The following is a 17,601-nucleotide window of genomic DNA, read 5'->3' on the forward strand; positions in this document are numbered from 1 at the left end:
TCTCCTTTGAAATTAATAATATTTTAAATCTTTTCACATAATACTTTTACTATTCTTTCTGCACCTTTACCATCAACTAATTTAGATGCTTTCTTACTTAACGATTTTCTTAATTCATAGTCATTAGCCAATTTATTTATATTATTCAATAACTCCTCTTTACTTATTTTATCATGCCATCCTAGATTCTTTATAATACCCATTTCATCTAATTTATTAGCAATTCCGTTTTGATTTTCAGCAATAATAATGCCTACGGCTGGAACACTGCAAGCTAATAATTCATACAAAGTACTACCACATGCTGATATAGCCATATCACATTTCTTCATTATTTCACACATATTTGCGTTATAATAGAACTTTACATTATCACTATTAAATTCTTCCACAAAGGAAGTATCAACAAAAGATGGTCCTATTACTATATGAAAATTATAATTTAATTCACCAATATAATTTAAAATTTTTTTTGTCAGCTTATACGGATCTGCTCCACCAACAGTAATAATTATATCTTGAATTTTCTCTCTAATAGTTTTATTAGGTAATTTTTTAAACTCATCTCTTAATAATAAATATTTAGTACCGAGTAATAATTTTGTATCATCATTAACCTTATATTCAAAATCAATAGCATCAATATTTTGATTTATTAAAAAATCCACATCGAAATAATACTTATTTGTGTCATCTATGTAAATTGTTTTTCTAAATATCTTTTTAGTCTCATGAAAATAATCTTCATTAACAGAATAACTATCTGTTATTAACATATCTGTCTTAATCCATTTCAGTTCGTTAATTAAATTATCTTCATTAATAAGTTTAACTGTAAAACCTTCAGACAGTATTTTTTTAATTCCTTGGCTATATTTACTATAATTTATTTCAAACTTTTCAAGTTTCTCTAAGGAATTAACTTCATTATCACTTACTTTTATACATTGCTTGCAGCCATCTTTACTTTCAACTCTGCATATGTAGAAAACATCATTTTCTTTTAAAAATTCCTTAGCTAATACTAAAGTTCGCATAACATGGCCCATACCTATTTCAGTACCACCATCTGCTTGAATAGCTATTTTCATATAATCACCCGCTATACTATTTCGTCATTTTATTTCTATTATAATAACGCCTCAGCTTTAACCAAACTTCTAACTTCTTCCCTAGTTAATACTGTTTCATCACTTGAGTTGTAACTTCCAACCCTAACTTTTTCATATTTTTCATAAAACTCACGTAAAAATTCCGAATTCATTGCAGAGACTACTGCATACATGTTTCCTAAATCAAAAGCACATTCTGATTCATCCTTAGTCATAAGTTCTTCAAATCTTCTCTCTCCAGCCCTTAAACCAATTGTCTGAAGATCAACTTCTTCTTTTTCAATATTAAGTTTTGAACAAATTTCCTCAACCACTACTTCTGCAAGATCATATAATTTTATAACAGGCATTTTTAAAATGAATACCTCTCCACCTAAAGTTTTTTCTCCTGCATCCATAATTAATTTTACTGCTTGACTCAATGTCATCATAAACCTAGTCATCTCTGGATCTGTGACTGTTATTTTTCTATTTTTTTCAATTTGTTCTTTAAATAATGGTATTACAGATCCTCTTGATCCCATAACATTTCCAAATCTAACAGCAACAAATTTTGTTTCTACATTACCTTTGCTAAAATTAGCAGCTTGAACAAGCTTTTCGGCAAGAAGCTTTGTAGCACCATATGAATTAGATGGATTAATAGCTTTATCAGAACTTGTAAAAAGAACTCTTTCAACGTTATTGTCAATTGCTGCCCTAATAACATTTTCCATCCCAGTAATGTTGGTTCTTATTGCTTCAGTTGGATTATATTCACAAGCAGGTACATGCTTCATAGCAGCTAAATTAAATACTATATCAATATCATTCATTGCCCTCTCTACTCTTTCACAATCCCTTACATCACCAATTAAAAATCTAAGCTTTTCCTTATTATTGATATGATTTTCCATAATAAATTGTTTATATTCATCTCTGCTAAAAATTCTTATTACTTCTGGATCATGTTCTAGTAATTCATTCACTAACCCTTGCCCTATAGTTCCTGTTCCTCCAATAATAAGAATCTTTTTTCCAGTATAATATCCCATAGTTATCCTCCGTTCATATGTCTAAATAAAAAGAACTTTTCATTTATCTTTATATTAATATAATCGAATACTTTTTAAAATAGTTTACATAAGAAAAAAATTAGCAGTTTCCCACTAATTTACTTGATTGAATATTTTAAAAAATTTCAAAATTATCATTAATTTAATTATAATCAATTACTAAATTTCCAACATTAATTTCAGCAACAGCTTTTAAATTTTAATTTAGTACTGATTTTAATCTAGTAACTGCAAGATCATAATTTCCACATTTTCTGTAGTAACTTATTGCTTCGTCCCTATACCCTAAACACTCAAATATGACTCCTATATTATAATAAGGCAAGTATGTACTAATACCTTCCATCTTACCATCATCATATTCATTGCATTTAAGAAAACTTTGAACTGCAAGATCAAACTTAGCATTATTCATGTATATTAAGCCCATTAGAAAATTATAATCAGCACTATTATAATATTCTCTATAAATTTGAATCTCCATAGCTTCACCAAACTTTTCTGCATTAATTAAAGCATATCCATATGTTTCAATTAAATCTTCAACATATTCTAACCTACAATCCACTGGAAATGATATTGCTTTTTCAAAACATTTATATGCTTCAATATAATCTTTCATCATATAAAAGGATTTACCAAGCTGATAATATAAATAAGGCTCGTTAGATTTTTCTTCTATAGCTTTCTTCAATAACGATATATTTCTCTCCAACTTATTTGTTCTATCTACTTCTTCTTTTGTGTAACCTATATGATTTACTGTTATATCTACAGGCTTTATTGAATAAACTTCTCCATCTCTATGAGCTATTTGTTCATGAATAGTTCCTTCATAACGAAAGTATTTCCTATTAAATAATCTGCTTATTAACTCCGTACCTTTTTTAATTCCTAATTGGTCTTCTATTAAATTAATTCTTTTTATTCTTCCTACAGTTTTCATATTATCTTTAGAACTTATAAATTCTAAAACTTTTGCCTTATCAAAGCTTTCTATAAACTCATCAGCATCTAATACTAGAATCCAATCGTTTGTAGCCTTTGAAATACTAAAGTTTCTAGCAACTGAAAAGTCATTACACCATTTAAAGTCAAAAACCATATCTGTAAACGACAAAGCTATTTTTTTTGTATTATCTATAGATCCTGTATCAATAATAATTATCTCATCTACAAGATTTTTAACTTGTAAAAGATACTTTTCTAAATTCTTTTCTTCATCTCTTACTATCATACATAAACTAAGCATTTTATTTCACTTTACCTACTCGATTAATCCCCATGACATAGGTGTCCCTTTCTTTATATCTAATTTAGCGTGCTTTCCTATTATATCGACATAATTCCTAGGATGCATTCCAAAACCAGGCCTTATGGAACGAAGATTTTTCTCTGTGAATAGTTCTCCTTTTTTAATCTCTTTCACTACAAATAAAGATCTCGAAAATTCTCTACTATTCTTCATTTTCTCTGTTAAATTATAAGAAATTTCACCTAATGCCTTTTCTGTTTCTCTTATAGATTTTACCATTAATCTTAACTCTTCTGGTTCTAAAGAAAATGCTGAATCTGGTCCACCATCACTTCTTGATAATGTGAAATGTTTCTCAACAATCTTCGCCCCTAACGACACAGCTGCTATCGGAACAGTGATTCCCAATGTATGATCTGATAAACCAGATACAACTCCAAAAGTTTCTGCTATATTAGGAATAGTTTTTAAATTCATATCTTCAAAAGGTGCTGGATAGGCACTCGTACATTTTAATATCGCTATTTCATTATTGCCAACTCTTCTACAAGCATTTACTGCTTCTTCTATATCATTCAATGTAGATACTCCTGTTGCCAAAATCATAGGCTTACCTTTAGATGCCATGTATTCAATTAATGGTATATCTGTTATTTCAAAAGATGCTACTTTATATGCTGGTACATTCATATCTTCGAGAAAATCTACGGCAGTTTTATCAAAAGGTGAAGAAAAACAAATTAAGCCTTCTTCTTCTGCAATTTTCTTTAACTTAGGCTGCCATTCCCAAGGAGTATATGCCTCTTTATATAAATCATAAAGCTTCCGATTATCCCATAATGTACCCTGATTTATTTTAAAATAATCATTATTACAGTCAATAGTTATAGTATCCGCAGTGTAAGTTTGAAGTTTTATAGCATCTACTCCTGCATTTGCTGCCTTTTTAATTAAGTTCACTGCATTTTCAAAGCGCCCATTATGATTTGCAGATATTTCAGCCACTATGAACGTATTGCTATTTTGATCAATCACTTTTTTATCAATTTTCATTTTTGTTAACATAATATTCCCCCTCAATATATCTTAATAAATTAAATACTTATTTAATTTTGCTTATTTTTCAACTACAATATTTATTTAATAGTTTTATTATATTCCAAAAAGTTAGTATGAATTATTTTTCTATATTTAAGATTTTCAAAAACCTTTTGAGATGCTATGTTAGTAAATTTAACTCTTCCAACTAGTTTTCTAATACAATTTTCACTTTTATTTATTTCAATTTCTAATTTACTTAACATAGCTATAGATAAACCCTTTCCTCTATAATTTCTATCAATACTATAACTTATTAAGCCGTTCTCATTTTCTATGTCGACCCTTACCTGTCCAATTGGAATTTCATCAAAATATAATATAAAAATTACACATTCATCACAACTAATCTTATTGTTAAACCAATTTAAATGATCTTCATACATTATTTTTTCACTATTGAAAGAATTTTCTCTAACTTGTATATCATTTGCCCATATAAATAATAAATCACAATCCTTTTTTGATGCTTGTTTAAGTTCTATTTCCAAACTATCCCTTCTTCCTAACCAATTCTTATATTTTTTTCTGTTCTATCTCACTATTAATAGTATATAACTCAGGAAGTAAGTCATATAATTTAAGTACATCAATCATATTAAAATTATTGTTTTTCTTTAAATATAAAGCATCATAGATCTTATTTATTAAATCAAAATCTTCTTTAGTATCTAATGTCCATCTTAATTTAGAATAATCAATATCATTTTTATATTGTGTTAATTTAAACATATTAGGATTATTCCATATATACGGAGTAACATGTTCTCTCTCTATTACACTACTTGCCTGAAAAAATGCTTTTTCCAATGCTCCAAAACTAAAAACTTCTGTATCCAAACCTCTTGGATAAGTTCTATCTATAGTGTTACTCACATAATCATATTTATCCATATTACTTATATAATACTGAATTATTTTTTTACTTACTTCGTAATCAATAAGTGGACAGTCACTAGTAATCCTTACTATAACATCTGCATTATTTTCTTTTGCTGCATAATAATATCTTGATAAAACATCTTCTTCATCACCTCTATAGTACTTAACATGCAATTTCTCAGCTTCTTCAACAACTAAATTATCTCTTTCTAATGTTGTTGTAGCAATTACTATGTCATTTATATTCCCTATTCTTCGAACTCTATCAATCCCATGTTCTAAAACTGTTTTATCACATATTTTTTTTAAAATTTTTCCTGGCAATCTAATAGATCCAATTCTAGCTTGTATTATACACACTACTTTCATTTAATCACTACTTTCTAAAATTACTGTAATTTGTTATTAATAAAATCGCATACTCTCTTCGTAGATTTACCATCAGACCATATATATCTTTTTAAAATATTATTATTTCCAGACACACTTCTATTATTTAAATTTTCAAACAAAGTTACTAAATCTTCATACTTTGTAATTAAAGGTGTTATCCCAAGTTTATTTGTTATACAAAAATCCTTATTCCTAAGATTAGGTTGATAACTTATTGCTGTATTTCCCATTAAAACTGCGTGCAGCAATCCCATACTACTCATACCTATCACCAAATCATAATTAGGTATTATTTCAGTTAAATCGCCCTCAATAGCTTCCTTCTTATACTTTTCAATAAACATCAAGTCATCTTTAGGATGAAATTTAATATCAAGTGTAATTCCATTCACCCAGTTTTTAGCTTTGATACAATCCTCTATAACTTTTTCCTCTGTATAACCAAGGGTGTCACCATAAATTTTAGATAAAGGTTGAGATATTACTAATATCTTGCCATTTGTTTCTCTGTTTGCATTATTTTCCATATTGTATGATACAAACTTATCCAAACCTGGATGTCCAAGAATATTAATAATTTTTTCCGAGATACCTTCTTCAATAGCCTCATTTTTAGCAATTTGATCCATCATAATATAAAAATCAGGAGATATAACATCTCTAGATGAATTATTAAGTTTTAATACGTAACTATTCCAATAATCTAAAATAACAAAAGTCTTTATATCAAATTTCTTACAGATATTGATTGCTTGTAATTCATAATCAATTCCCCAATTTCTTCCTGATATAAAACCTAATAATATACCTTTTTCTATATATTCATTAACCTTATTAACTACATATCCCAAGTTTGACTTATATTTATTATTTATTTTTCCAGCAGGGCCTTCACAAAATAACTCGCAATCAAATAAATCTTTACTATTAAATTCCTTGAATACAGGATACACTACATCATAACTTCCTGGATCATGAGCATAAAAAATTAGTTTCTTCATAAACCTAACCTCCATAATGTAATAGCACCTTTCCAGCTAATACCAATCTTTTATAACCTATCAACTAGAAATGTGCTATTTAAAATTATTAAAGAAATTAATCTTCATTTTAATTTCGGTAACTTTTAATTCTTGAGGGAACACCGACATTAATAGAATATGGTGATACATCTTTATTAACAACTGCTTGAGCCCCAATAATAGAACCTTTCGCAATATGGGTCCCTTTTAAAACTGCTACACTATAACCAATCCAAACATCATCTTCAATTACTATAGTACCAGAAGCACCTTCTTGTTGATTCATAGGAATATCCATTTTCGAAAATCCATGATCTACTTCATTAATAAATACATTTGGGCCAAAAATAACGTCATCTCCAATTCTAATATCACCATCAAAAATACATCCTTGTGAAATAAGTGTCCTATTTCCTACAATAATTGTAGCTGTATCAGGTGCTTTAATCGTAGCACCTTTAACTATTCTAACACTGTCCTTTATTATAATGTTTTCTCCACCTCTTATTTCAACATATCGATCAACAGAAGAATTATTACCTATTTTTATCTTACCAGAAGGATATGCATACAGCTGACAATGGTCTCCTAAAAAAACATTATCTCCAATTGTTATACACTTACCATTTACTACATGTATAGGTCCTGATGATTTAAAATTTTTTCCTACTTTATAAAAACGTCTCTTATTCCAAAAAGTATAAAATTCAGTCCTTATTCTAAGATATATCCGTTGAATTCGATTTACTATAGTTTCAGTTTGTATGTTGGATTGTATATGAGTACCATCATTCCTCATCCTAGCCCTCCTAAACTAAACACTAATAAAGTTTCTTAACAATTGTATTCCGTTTTTTTGACTTTTTTCTGGATGAAATTGAGTCGCATAAATATTTTCATATTGTATACTTGATACAAATTTTTCACCATACTCACAAGTTGAACCAATATATTTACTATCATTGCATTCTACATGATAACTATGAACAAAATAATATGATAAATCACCACTTAATCCTTGAAAAAGCGAACTATTTTTGCTAATAGGTTCTATATCATTCCAACCCATATGCGGAATTCTTAAATCTTCTGAAATTTCAAAGGGCCTTACCGTTGCTGGTATCCAACCTAGTCCCTTATGATGTCCAAACTCATAACTTTCTTCCGCAATAAGCTGCATTCCAAGACAGATGCCAAGAAAAGGTGTTTTTTGCTTAATTACCTTTTCACTAAGAGTATCAATTAAATCTAAATCACATAAATTATTCATAGCTACTGAAAATGCTCCAACTCCAGGTAGTATAATCTTATTTGAATTTAAAATTTCTTCCTTTTTATTTGATATTATTGGCTTTTCACCAAGCATTTCAAAAGCCCTAAAAACAGACATTAAATTACCCATTCCATAATCAATTATACAAATCTTATTTTCTTGCATGCTTTTCATCCCAAATATTTTCCTTTACCCAATTTCCATTTTCATCTTTACTCCAAACTCTTGGATCTCTAAATGTATCTGCAATTTTATCAAATTCATACTCAGTCATTCCTGAGTATTGTAACCATTTATAAATATCACTAGATTTTACATGGTCATATTTCTTTACCATCTCTATGCCCTCTTCTCGGGTCATTATTCCTGCTCTAATATCCTTACACGCATGGTCTGTGGCTCTTCCATATCCAAATTTCACATATTTCAAATAATCTTTAATTCCATTTTCGTAAATATCATCAAGATTAGAAAAATTTCTATAAGTTCTTTCAAATGGATCATGAGCTACTTCCCAACCATACAAGTCAATCATAAGCTTTGTATGATCATTTGCTTCCCAATTATAATAATTACTTAGATATATTCCTCTTATTTCTACTTCATCTAATTCTTCATCTGTTGGATACTTTGCCCATAATAAATCTTTTTCAGTTATTCCCTCTTTTTCATCAATCATATCATACCAGTCATAACCACGTTGTGCATGTTCCAATCTAAATTTTGCAGTCATTTCAATAAAATCTTTATAACTATACATACCACCAAGATCCATAAACCCATGTTCTCCCCATAATATTAATGGAATTTTATGTTCATATGCAATTCTAACTGGATATGTATATATTCCTGTGTGATAATTCCAATTCATGTCTCCCATTTTTTTAAAACATAATCTATTTAATTTTTGCAAAGTACTTTTACTTGGTCTAAAAATAATATGATCTACATCAAATACTTCTCTCATTCTAAATAAATTTCTTTCAGCTTCTGGAAGAAAATTATCATGATAATATGTTACAAGTAATGGTTTTAATCCATAAATCTTAGTTGCAACATGAGTTTGAAAATAGCTATCCTTACCGCCACTCACTGGAATTATACAATCATAATTACTCCCTTTAGAACGATACTGTTCAAACAATTCTCCTAGTTTTTTTGCTCTTTCTTCCCAATTAATTTTTTTTCTTTCCTCTGCAGTTCTGCAACCAGAACAAACTCCATTCTCATCAAATGTAAGCGGAGTTGCAGAAACCGCTGGATAAACACATTTTGTACAGTATTGCATAAAAATCACCTCATATAAAAATTATAATCTAACATTTACTCCTGCTCTTTTGAGCGCTCGCTTTCCACGTCTATCAGTTAACTCACTAAAATGAAAAATATTCGCAGCCGCTACCGCTGAAGCTCCACCTTTAATTATTGCTGGTGCATAATCCTCCATTCGACCAACTCCCCCGCAAGCAATTACCGGGAGTTTAGTCGACTTACATACTAATTCTATTAAGTCAATATCATATCCTTCAGCCATACCATCTCTATCTATAGCATGTAAAAAAATCTCACCTGCTCCTAATTCCTCCATTTTCTTCACACAATCTACTGGGTTTAATCCTGTAGATCTCCTACCGTGATCATAAAAAACCTCATAATTTCCATCAGACTTTTTTCTAACATCAACAGAAATAACAATACATTGGCTTCCAAACATCTCGGCTGCTTTCGTTATTAATTCAGGAGTTTCAAAAGCTGCTGTATTAATAACTACCTTATCTGCCCCTCTTTTAATCCGTTCTCTTATATCGTCAATTGTCCTTATTCTGCCACCAAAACTTAATGGCATAAAACAAGTTTTAGATATTTGTTCAATAATATCTAAAATATCATTTTGCTTTTTTACCTTAGTATCTAATCGTTGATTATAATCAGAATCTCTATCACTTATATCCAAATAAATTAATTCATCAACATTCCATTCATTAAATCTCTCAACTTCATGTATAGGATTCCCTATAATCTGATGTATTGAAAAGTTTTCACTTCTCACCAAAAGACCATCTTTTAAAAGTAATACAGGTATTAACCTTTTTTTTAACATATAACCACCACTTGTTCCTAATATTATTAAAAAATTCTACTCATTTTTTATATCGTTAATATTCTTCCAAACTTTATTAAAAGCATTTATTACATCATCTATATCATCTTTCGACATTGATGGAAGCATGAATTCATTAATTACTAATTCTTCGAAATGCATTTTTTCACAAACCGGACAAGTGCCTTTATCATAGTTTAGATGTCCGTTATACCTTGGACACTTAAATGGACATCCTGCTTCACCATAAGCAATTTGTTGTTGAAATAATGGTTGAAGATAAATAGGTCTAACATATCCAAACGATAGTTTAACGCCTTCATTTTCTCTCATTTCAAAAGAAGGCAATTCTGCTTTAACTGCATTAATAAATCTTTCTCTAGATACCCCTGCTATTTCTTCTTTAAATTTAAATGAATGTATATAATAACCATGTATACAATTTTCTCTCACCTTCGACAATTCTATGCAAGGCAATTTTTTTAATCCTTCTGATAGGTATTTTACATTTTCGAATCTAATTTCATTTAAATTATCTAATTTCTTTAACTGTTCTCTAGCAATAGCAGCTTCTATTTCTGTCATTCTATAGTTAAATCCTAGCATATTAACGAGGCTATTATATCCTTTCGCTTCAACTACTGCTTCAGCATGATTCCTTATTAACCTTAATTTATCAGCTAATTCATCATTATCTGTTACAATAATGCCTCCTTCTCCTGAATGAATATGTTTATGATAATTTAAAGAAAAAATCCCTATATCTCCCAAAGTTCCAGTATATTTTTCTTTATACATGGCACCTGGTGCCTGTGCAGCATCTTCAATAACAATAAGATTGTGTTTTCTTGCTATCTCATTAATCGTATCCACATCATAAGGTTGCCCAAAAATATCTACAACAATTATTGCTTTAGTTCTTTCAGTTATTTTTTCTTCTATTGATTTTGGATCTAAACAAAAATAATCTTCCTCAATATCAGCAAAAACAGGTATAGCATTATAAATCAATGGTGCTGTTGCTGATGCAGCCATTGTATAAGGTGATACTATTACCTCATCTCCAGGACCTACTCCTGTCGCTCCAACAGCACAATATAAACCTGAAGTAGCCGAATTTACTGATATAGCATGCTTTACATTAAACTTTTCAGCCCATTCTTTTTCCAAAGCTCTTACTTCCTCACCACCATAAAAATCTTCATGCCAACTTCCTAAAAATCTTGAAAGTTTACCTTTTTCAAGAACTTTCTCAACTGCTATTTTTTCTTCTTCTCCAATAGGATTATATGCTGGAAATAATTTTTCTCTTACTTTACTCCCACCCTTTATTGCTAATTTTGACATAAAGCCCCTCCCTTTTCGATTGCAACTTGCTATATTTCAAGCAAATCTTTTAACCTATTTTTTAATTAAATTTATTTAAAAACTATTTTATTATTTTATAATCGTCTTCCACTTTGTAAATTTTCACATATTTTTATTACTTCATAAGCATCATGAATATTACATTTTAATTTTTCTCCATATTTCAAATGATTATAAATATTCAAAACTGCATTTTCTAAAGCTTCTCCTAATTCCGTCTTTCTTTCTGAAGTTTTAACTATATTTTTATAGCCTTTAAACACATTACTATCTAACACTTCCTGTATTTCAATTTTAAAACCAGAATCTGTTATCCTAATTCTTTTCTTTTCAAATAATAAATCTATTTCAAAAATTGTATAATTGCTAGCTGGTATATTTTGAATAACAAAATTACTGTTATTGTTAAATGTTAAAATTGCTGAAACACTAGCATCATCTTTATAATAATCATAATTATAACTCAAAGTCTGAGTTGATTTAATTTCTCCATAAATATATCTTAACAAATCTATTAAATGAGAGCCATTATGCAAGATACCTTTTCCATAATATCCGCTACCACACAAAAGTTCTCCATATTTTCCTTCTTCAATTTCATTCTTTATCTGTTCAAATTGTGACACAAATCTTCTTGAATAATTTATCATACACTTTATATTATTTTCATTATATAATTGAATTATTTTTTTTGCCTCTATTAAATTTTTAGTTAAAGGCTTTTCTGTAAATACTACTTTCACCGAAAAAATCGATATTTCGTCCAATATTTTATAATGGTATTCATCTGGTACACATATACTTACAATATCTATAGTATTATTGGTAAAAGCTTCTTCTATACTTTCAAAAGCTTTTGCATTCCAAATATTTGCTGCCTCGATTGCTTTTTTATTATCCACATCAACAAACCCCAATAAATTAAATCCTTCTACTTTTGAAAAAGCGTGAGCATGTGTTAATACATTTTTAGAGTATGGCATATCAAAAAAAGCTCCTATGTTTCCGGCACCTATAATTAATACATTATAACTTTTTCCCATTGTTCTCGTTCCATTCTTTCTGCTCCTGAAAAGGATTTTTTCTATGAGTATCAGTTAATATATTGGTTAATTGCTTATTTTTTAAAATAAATTCTACTACATCCTCTCCTGAGAATTCTGGATTTATAGAATAAAGATTTTCATATATAATTTTTATAAAATCATAATCTTCTTTTGTATCAAGAGTAATTTCTAATTCTGGATGATACATTTTTTCTTTAGCTCTCAAATTAATTAATTTATATTTTTCAGGATGTGTATAAATATATAACGATACATGTTCATGGTCTACTGGAGATTTAGTAATTTCATTTACTTCTTCTAAAACACTTACTGGAAATACTTGAGTATCAAATCCCCTTGGAAAACTTCTTTCAATTACATTTGCTGCATAATCATATTGCCCAGAAAAAAATATTTGTATAACTTCATCCACATGTCTCCAATCAATAACTGGGCAATCACCTGTTATTTCAACAATAATATCTGCCTCAATAGATTTTGCCGAATCTAACACTCTTAACAAAACATCTTCCTCACTACCTCTGTAATATCTGCAACCAATTCTTTCACATAACTGAACAATTTCATCATCTTCTTTATTTACTGTAGTCGCAACAACTACTTCATCTAAAAATTCACTTCTTTTTAATCTTTCTATTATATGCTGTAAATTCGGTTTACCACAAAACTCCATAAGTACTTTACCAGGAAGCCTTGATGAAGTCATTCTTGCTTCAATAGTAGCACAAATCCTCTTGTTATTAATCACTAGATACACCTACTTTACTAAATTGTTTATTTAATGTATAACATAAAAAATCAAACTATTTGATATAATTATTCTGAAAATGTTATTTTTAATTCATTATATAAATTTTCTAATATTGGTTTAATTTCATACATAATCAAATCACTTATAAAAACTCTATCATCTATTTCAATTGCTTTTCCTAACTCTTTTATATAACTCGAAAGAAATGTTTCAGTTTCTCCAAGAATTTTAAAAGCAGAACTCTCCCTAAAATTTTCTAGCAAAAAGTGAACTTTTTCTACAATTGACTCCAAACCATCTAAAAAAGTCACAAATCTGTTCCACAACTCTGCTCCATCTTTCAAATAAAAGGCATCAATCAACTCTTCTAATTGTGGTATTCCACTTTTTAAATAGTTAAATATTGATTGACATACTTCATTTATTATCTCTTCTTCTGATTTTAAAACTATATTAATTGTTTCTATTTCTTTTAAATTATTAATTATATTTTCATAAAAATTATCATAACATTGAACTTTATTAATAGTTATATAACTTAACCTTAATTGTGATAAATCTATAATTTCGTCAACTTTTTTTAAATTTATTTCAACATCTTCAATTGTGTTATCAAATTCAAATACGTTATCTAAAATATTAATCTTCATACATTTCCTCCTTTAACTGATCATGTTTACTATTTATGAAGTCTAATAACTTTTTATATTCATCAATAATGTATTCTGTACTTTCTGCTATAATATACATAAGATTTAATTGAAGTTCATAATTTCTTTTTACATTTTCAATTGTTATTAAATTCCCTATTTGTTTTACAAATATAATTGTCTGCGTAATAATCTGCAAATAAAAAGTTTTGATTGAATCTTCCGAATGCAATATTTTTTGAATTATTTTATCACCTGGTTGCATTTTTAAAATAATTTTCTCTAGTTGATCATCACTACAATTATCAAAATTATATTCTTTATCTATTTTCTTTAATATATCGTAATGTTTATTAGCCATTTCTTTAATATCTTTTAGTTTTTTAATTTCACTATGTGTATCTTTAATAATTTCATTATATTTTATCATTTTATCTTTTTGGCTAACAGTAACATTCTTTAAATGCTCTACCATTTTTTCACCAATTGGTTCATTACAATATTTATTAACGGCTTCTTTTAAAGTCATAACTTTAGATCCTTTAATATATGCTCCACCTTCTGTTGCATCTATTACTTCAATATTAGGATAATAAATTATTTGATATTCATACCAAGTTTTAAATATCTGATATGCCCAATGCGACCTTAAAAGATTTCCCTCATAATCTTCAAGATATACCTCATTTCCATCTTCAGCTTCCCTATCATCATTCTCACCTTCATACTCTACATTATGAGTAATATCACTATGTTTTTTCCCATTTGTATATGCTAAATCTTGACCTATTAGTATAATAGGATTACACCCTGCTTCTTTTGCAACTGCAAATGCAACTGTAGCACATGAATGTCCTTGATTTGTGTATCTAATATTTTCAAAATGACTATGCCACCAATTTTCAACACCATCATGCATTTTAGACATAATAATTGTTTTACCATTGTATTCTTCTAATATTTTAGGCCACAACAATCCTGGCCCTAGTAAAACAATATCTTTGTCAATTTCTTGGTCTTTATAATAAAGTTCATATGTCGGTTCATCTCTTTCAATACTAGCAATCGCATCTGGCTTAATTCCATGCAATTTACAAGCATTTAAACTTGCATCACATGCAATAATAAGTGCATTACCTTCTGCATCTTTTAAATACTGAATATTTTTTTGTAATGAAGGTCCTGATGCTACTATTATAGCCGGTTTATTTTTATATTTGTCTTTAATTTCATCCAGACAATTACTTTTCATTATAGCATCTATATTTAAATAATTATGTGCAAATCCATTAAACATATCTTGTATAGAGTTTCCAAACATCGTTATATTATTACTCAATCTTTCAGCTATTTGCTTCATAGCCATTACATTTGCTTTTCCATATATATGATAATTTGGCAACAACATATATTGCGTATTTAAACTCATATTATAGAAATTTGCTCTTACTTGCGTTAATATTTGTTGTTTCATCACATCTTCATTGCCAAAAATTAAAAAAAACTGAGGTGTATTAAAAATTTCAGAAAAATCAACATTTTTAAGTGCATACTTTAACACATCAATGTTATGTTCTATAATAAAAACTCTTGTATCTTCAGATATTCTTTTTTTTATTTCAGACAAATGATATCCTAATCCTATTCCAAAAACTACAATTAAGCTATCTCTTTCAAAATCAACATTTTTAACAAGCCTTTCCGCTTCTTGAATTGGATCATACTTACTATGTAACAAATACTTTTTTTCATTTCTCTTAAAACTAATAGTTGTTAAATTGTTTTTTGTTTTTTCTTCATATATATCTTTAATATTATCAAAATCTAATTCGTTTATATAAGGATAAATTGCAAAATTAAATTTACTCAAAGACTCCAAATTTTTGCTGAAAATTTTAGTACTACTCATATCTTCACCTCATTAAAATATAATATATATTAAATATGGCTGATCATTTTAAGATCAGCCACATTATTTATTATAATCATTTTTAGATCATTTTATACTATCTCAATAATTGTAATACTGCTTCTGGAGCTGATTTAGCTTGTGCAAGCATAGCTTGTGCAGCTTGAGTTAAGATATTGTTCTTAGAATAATTTGTCATTTCCTTAGCCATATCTACATCTCTAACTCTTGATTCTGAAGCTTGTAAGTTTTCACTTGAAGTATTTAAGTTATTAATTGTATGTTCTAATCTATTTTGGAATGCACCAAGTTTTGATCTTTCACTTGAAACTTTTTCTATCGCACTATTTATAAGCGATATTGCTCCTGATGCTTTAGATTGAGAAGTAACATCTAGTGCTGCCCCACCAGTTGTTTGAATTCCTAAACCTACTGAATCCATTCTATTTATTCCTATTCCTAACTCTTGACCATCATTAGCTCCAATTTGAGCTCTTATTTGCTTAGATGAATCTGTTTGAGCTGCTTGTTGCTTTTGAACATTTAATGTTATTGTGTCACCTGAATTTATTGCAACTGCATTTTGTATTTGTAAAGTCAAATCATAAGAAGCTGCTCCATCACTTCCTCCACCAGATATAACAATGTTATTACCAGAAATTAAAATACCGTTTGTTACAATATTTCCTAATACAGTAGTAATAGATAATGTCATATTTGATAAATTACCATTAGTAACATAAGCTGATCCACTTACATTTACAACATTTACTCTTATAACATCAGTATTCACAGCAGTTGAGAAATTAGTCGCAGTCGATATAGCAACATTTCCATTTCCAAAAGTTCCAGCTGTTGTTAAAGTTCCACCTTGTGCACCTTGTACACCAACTAAATCTCCATTTAATAACTTCTTAGTATTAAATTCTGTAGTATTAGCTATTCTATTTATTTCACTAGTTAATTGATTAACTTCACTTTGTATAGCTGTTCTATCAGTTGTAGTGTTAGTATCATTTGATGATTGAACCGAAAGTTCTCTCATTCTTTGAAGAATGCTGTGAGTTTCATTTAAACCGCCTTCAGCTGTTTGAATAAGCGATATAGAATCTTGTCCATTTCTTGAAGCTTGATCTAATCCTCTGATTTGTCCTCTCATTTTTTCAGAGATTGCAAGACCAGCCGCATCATCTCCTGCTCTGTTGATTCTTAAACCAGAACTTAATTTTTCCATTGACTTTGCTGATGCTGCAGTGTTAGCAGCCATGTTTCTATGAGCGTTCATAGCATTCATATTGTGATTAATTATCATAAAAATTCCTCCTTGATTTTTAAAGTGGCCATCCTTGTCCACTATTTTTTATTTATAGCTAAGCTTATTAAGCTCACTAACCTTATTATTTAGAGTTAATAGAAATTTTAATTCACTCGATTGTACAATCATATATTCATTATTTTTTTACTATTCAACCCTTATGTTTTATTTATCGTTGTTTAATATATATACTTTATACTTTTTTCATAATTTTTTTATTTTTTTATTACAATATAAATCATAATAAAAACTACCCATGTATAATTTTCATACCAATTACATTTTTCATTTTTTGTAATATACATGGTTTTAATAAAATAAATATAGAATTATGTATATATAATTCACAC

General features: G+C 28.5%; 17 protein-coding genes. All 17 read right to left on the minus strand.

What is annotated here, in order from left to right; genetic code table 11:
- Positions 1-23: 23 nt before the first annotated feature.
- The 17 genes from pseG to CLSA_RS19050 all read right to left on the minus strand — a co-directional run bounded on the left by pseG (position 24) and on the right by CLSA_RS19050 (position 17,248).
- Positions 24-1,091, minus strand: a complete 1,068-nt coding sequence (pseG, locus tag CLSA_RS18970; protein ID WP_022749216.1) for a UDP-2,4-diacetamido-2,4,6-trideoxy-beta-L-altropyranose hydrolase — start codon at positions 1,089-1,091, stop codon at positions 24-26.
- 38 nt (positions 1,092-1,129) lie between these two features.
- A complete protein-coding gene (locus CLSA_RS18975) occupies positions 1,130-2,146 on the minus strand; it encodes an SDR family NAD(P)-dependent oxidoreductase (protein ID WP_022749218.1) in 1,017 nt (338 codons plus the stop codon).
- Positions 2,147-2,366: 220 nt separating this feature from the next.
- Entirely contained in the window at positions 2,367-3,404 is a 1,038-nt protein-coding gene (locus CLSA_RS18980; protein WP_236903274.1) for a glycosyltransferase, read from the minus strand.
- Between the two features lie 30 nt (positions 3,405-3,434).
- A complete protein-coding gene (gene pseI, locus CLSA_RS18985) occupies positions 3,435-4,487 on the minus strand; it encodes a pseudaminic acid synthase (RefSeq protein WP_022749224.1) in 1,053 nt (350 codons plus the stop codon).
- 71 nt (positions 4,488-4,558) lie between these two features.
- Positions 4,559-5,011 (minus strand): GNAT family N-acetyltransferase, encoded by a 453-nt coding sequence (locus CLSA_RS18990; protein WP_022749228.1) that lies wholly within the window; start codon positions 5,009-5,011, stop codon positions 4,559-4,561.
- A 25-nt stretch (positions 5,012-5,036) separates the two neighbouring features.
- Positions 5,037-5,771, minus strand: coding sequence for a cytidylyltransferase domain-containing protein (locus tag CLSA_RS18995; RefSeq protein WP_022749231.1), 735 nt, complete (start codon positions 5,769-5,771; stop codon positions 5,037-5,039).
- A 20-nt stretch (positions 5,772-5,791) separates the two neighbouring features.
- Positions 5,792-6,796 carry a hypothetical protein gene (locus tag CLSA_RS19000; protein ID WP_022749235.1) on the minus strand — a complete coding sequence of 335 codons (1,005 nt, stop codon included), beginning with the start codon at positions 6,794-6,796 and terminating at the stop codon, positions 5,792-5,794.
- A gap of 109 nt (positions 6,797-6,905) precedes the next feature.
- Positions 6,906-7,616: an acyltransferase gene (locus CLSA_RS22275; RefSeq protein WP_022749238.1), complete on the minus strand. Its 711-nt coding sequence runs from the start codon at positions 7,614-7,616 to the stop codon at positions 6,906-6,908.
- A gap of 15 nt (positions 7,617-7,631) precedes the next feature.
- Positions 7,632-8,255: an imidazole glycerol phosphate synthase subunit HisH gene (gene hisH / locus CLSA_RS19010; RefSeq protein ID WP_022749242.1), complete on the minus strand. Its 624-nt coding sequence runs from the start codon at positions 8,253-8,255 to the stop codon at positions 7,632-7,634.
- Positions 8,242-9,378 carry an N-acetyl sugar amidotransferase gene (locus CLSA_RS23650; RefSeq protein WP_022749246.1) on the minus strand — a complete coding sequence of 379 codons (1,137 nt, stop codon included), beginning with the start codon at positions 9,376-9,378 and terminating at the stop codon, positions 8,242-8,244. The genes hisH and CLSA_RS23650 overlap by 14 nt, the downstream gene beginning before the upstream one ends.
- Positions 9,379-9,399: 21 nt before the next feature.
- Positions 9,400-10,191 (minus strand): imidazole glycerol phosphate synthase subunit HisF, encoded by a 792-nt coding sequence (gene hisF, locus CLSA_RS23655; RefSeq protein ID WP_022749250.1) that lies wholly within the window; start codon positions 10,189-10,191, stop codon positions 9,400-9,402.
- A 36-nt stretch (positions 10,192-10,227) separates the two neighbouring features.
- Positions 10,228-11,538: a DegT/DnrJ/EryC1/StrS family aminotransferase gene (locus tag CLSA_RS19025; protein ID WP_022749254.1), complete on the minus strand. Its 1,311-nt coding sequence runs from the start codon at positions 11,536-11,538 to the stop codon at positions 10,228-10,230.
- Positions 11,539-11,633: 95 nt separating this feature from the next.
- On the minus strand, positions 11,634-12,602 hold the full coding sequence (locus tag CLSA_RS19030) for a Gfo/Idh/MocA family protein (RefSeq protein WP_022749258.1): 969 nt from the start codon (positions 12,600-12,602) through the stop codon (positions 11,634-11,636).
- Positions 12,586-13,374 (minus strand): cytidylyltransferase domain-containing protein, encoded by a 789-nt coding sequence (locus tag CLSA_RS19035; RefSeq protein ID WP_022749262.1) that lies wholly within the window; start codon positions 13,372-13,374, stop codon positions 12,586-12,588. Before CLSA_RS19035 ends, CLSA_RS19030 begins: the two co-directional genes overlap by 17 nt.
- Positions 13,375-13,442: 68 nt before the next feature.
- Positions 13,443-14,027, minus strand: coding sequence for a hypothetical protein (locus CLSA_RS19040; protein WP_022749265.1), 585 nt, complete (start codon positions 14,025-14,027; stop codon positions 13,443-13,445).
- Positions 14,017-15,936, minus strand: coding sequence for a motility associated factor glycosyltransferase family protein (locus CLSA_RS19045; protein WP_022749268.1), 1,920 nt, complete (start codon positions 15,934-15,936; stop codon positions 14,017-14,019). The genes CLSA_RS19040 and CLSA_RS19045 overlap by 11 nt, the downstream gene beginning before the upstream one ends.
- 97 nt (positions 15,937-16,033) lie before the next feature.
- A complete protein-coding gene (locus tag CLSA_RS19050) occupies positions 16,034-17,248 on the minus strand; it encodes a flagellin N-terminal helical domain-containing protein (protein ID WP_022749271.1) in 1,215 nt (404 codons plus the stop codon).
- Positions 17,249-17,601: the final 353 nt, after the last annotated feature.

The organism is Clostridium saccharobutylicum DSM 13864 (assembly GCF_000473995.1).
In the GTDB taxonomy this organism is placed as follows: Bacteria; Bacillota; Clostridia; order Clostridiales; family Clostridiaceae; genus Clostridium; species Clostridium saccharobutylicum.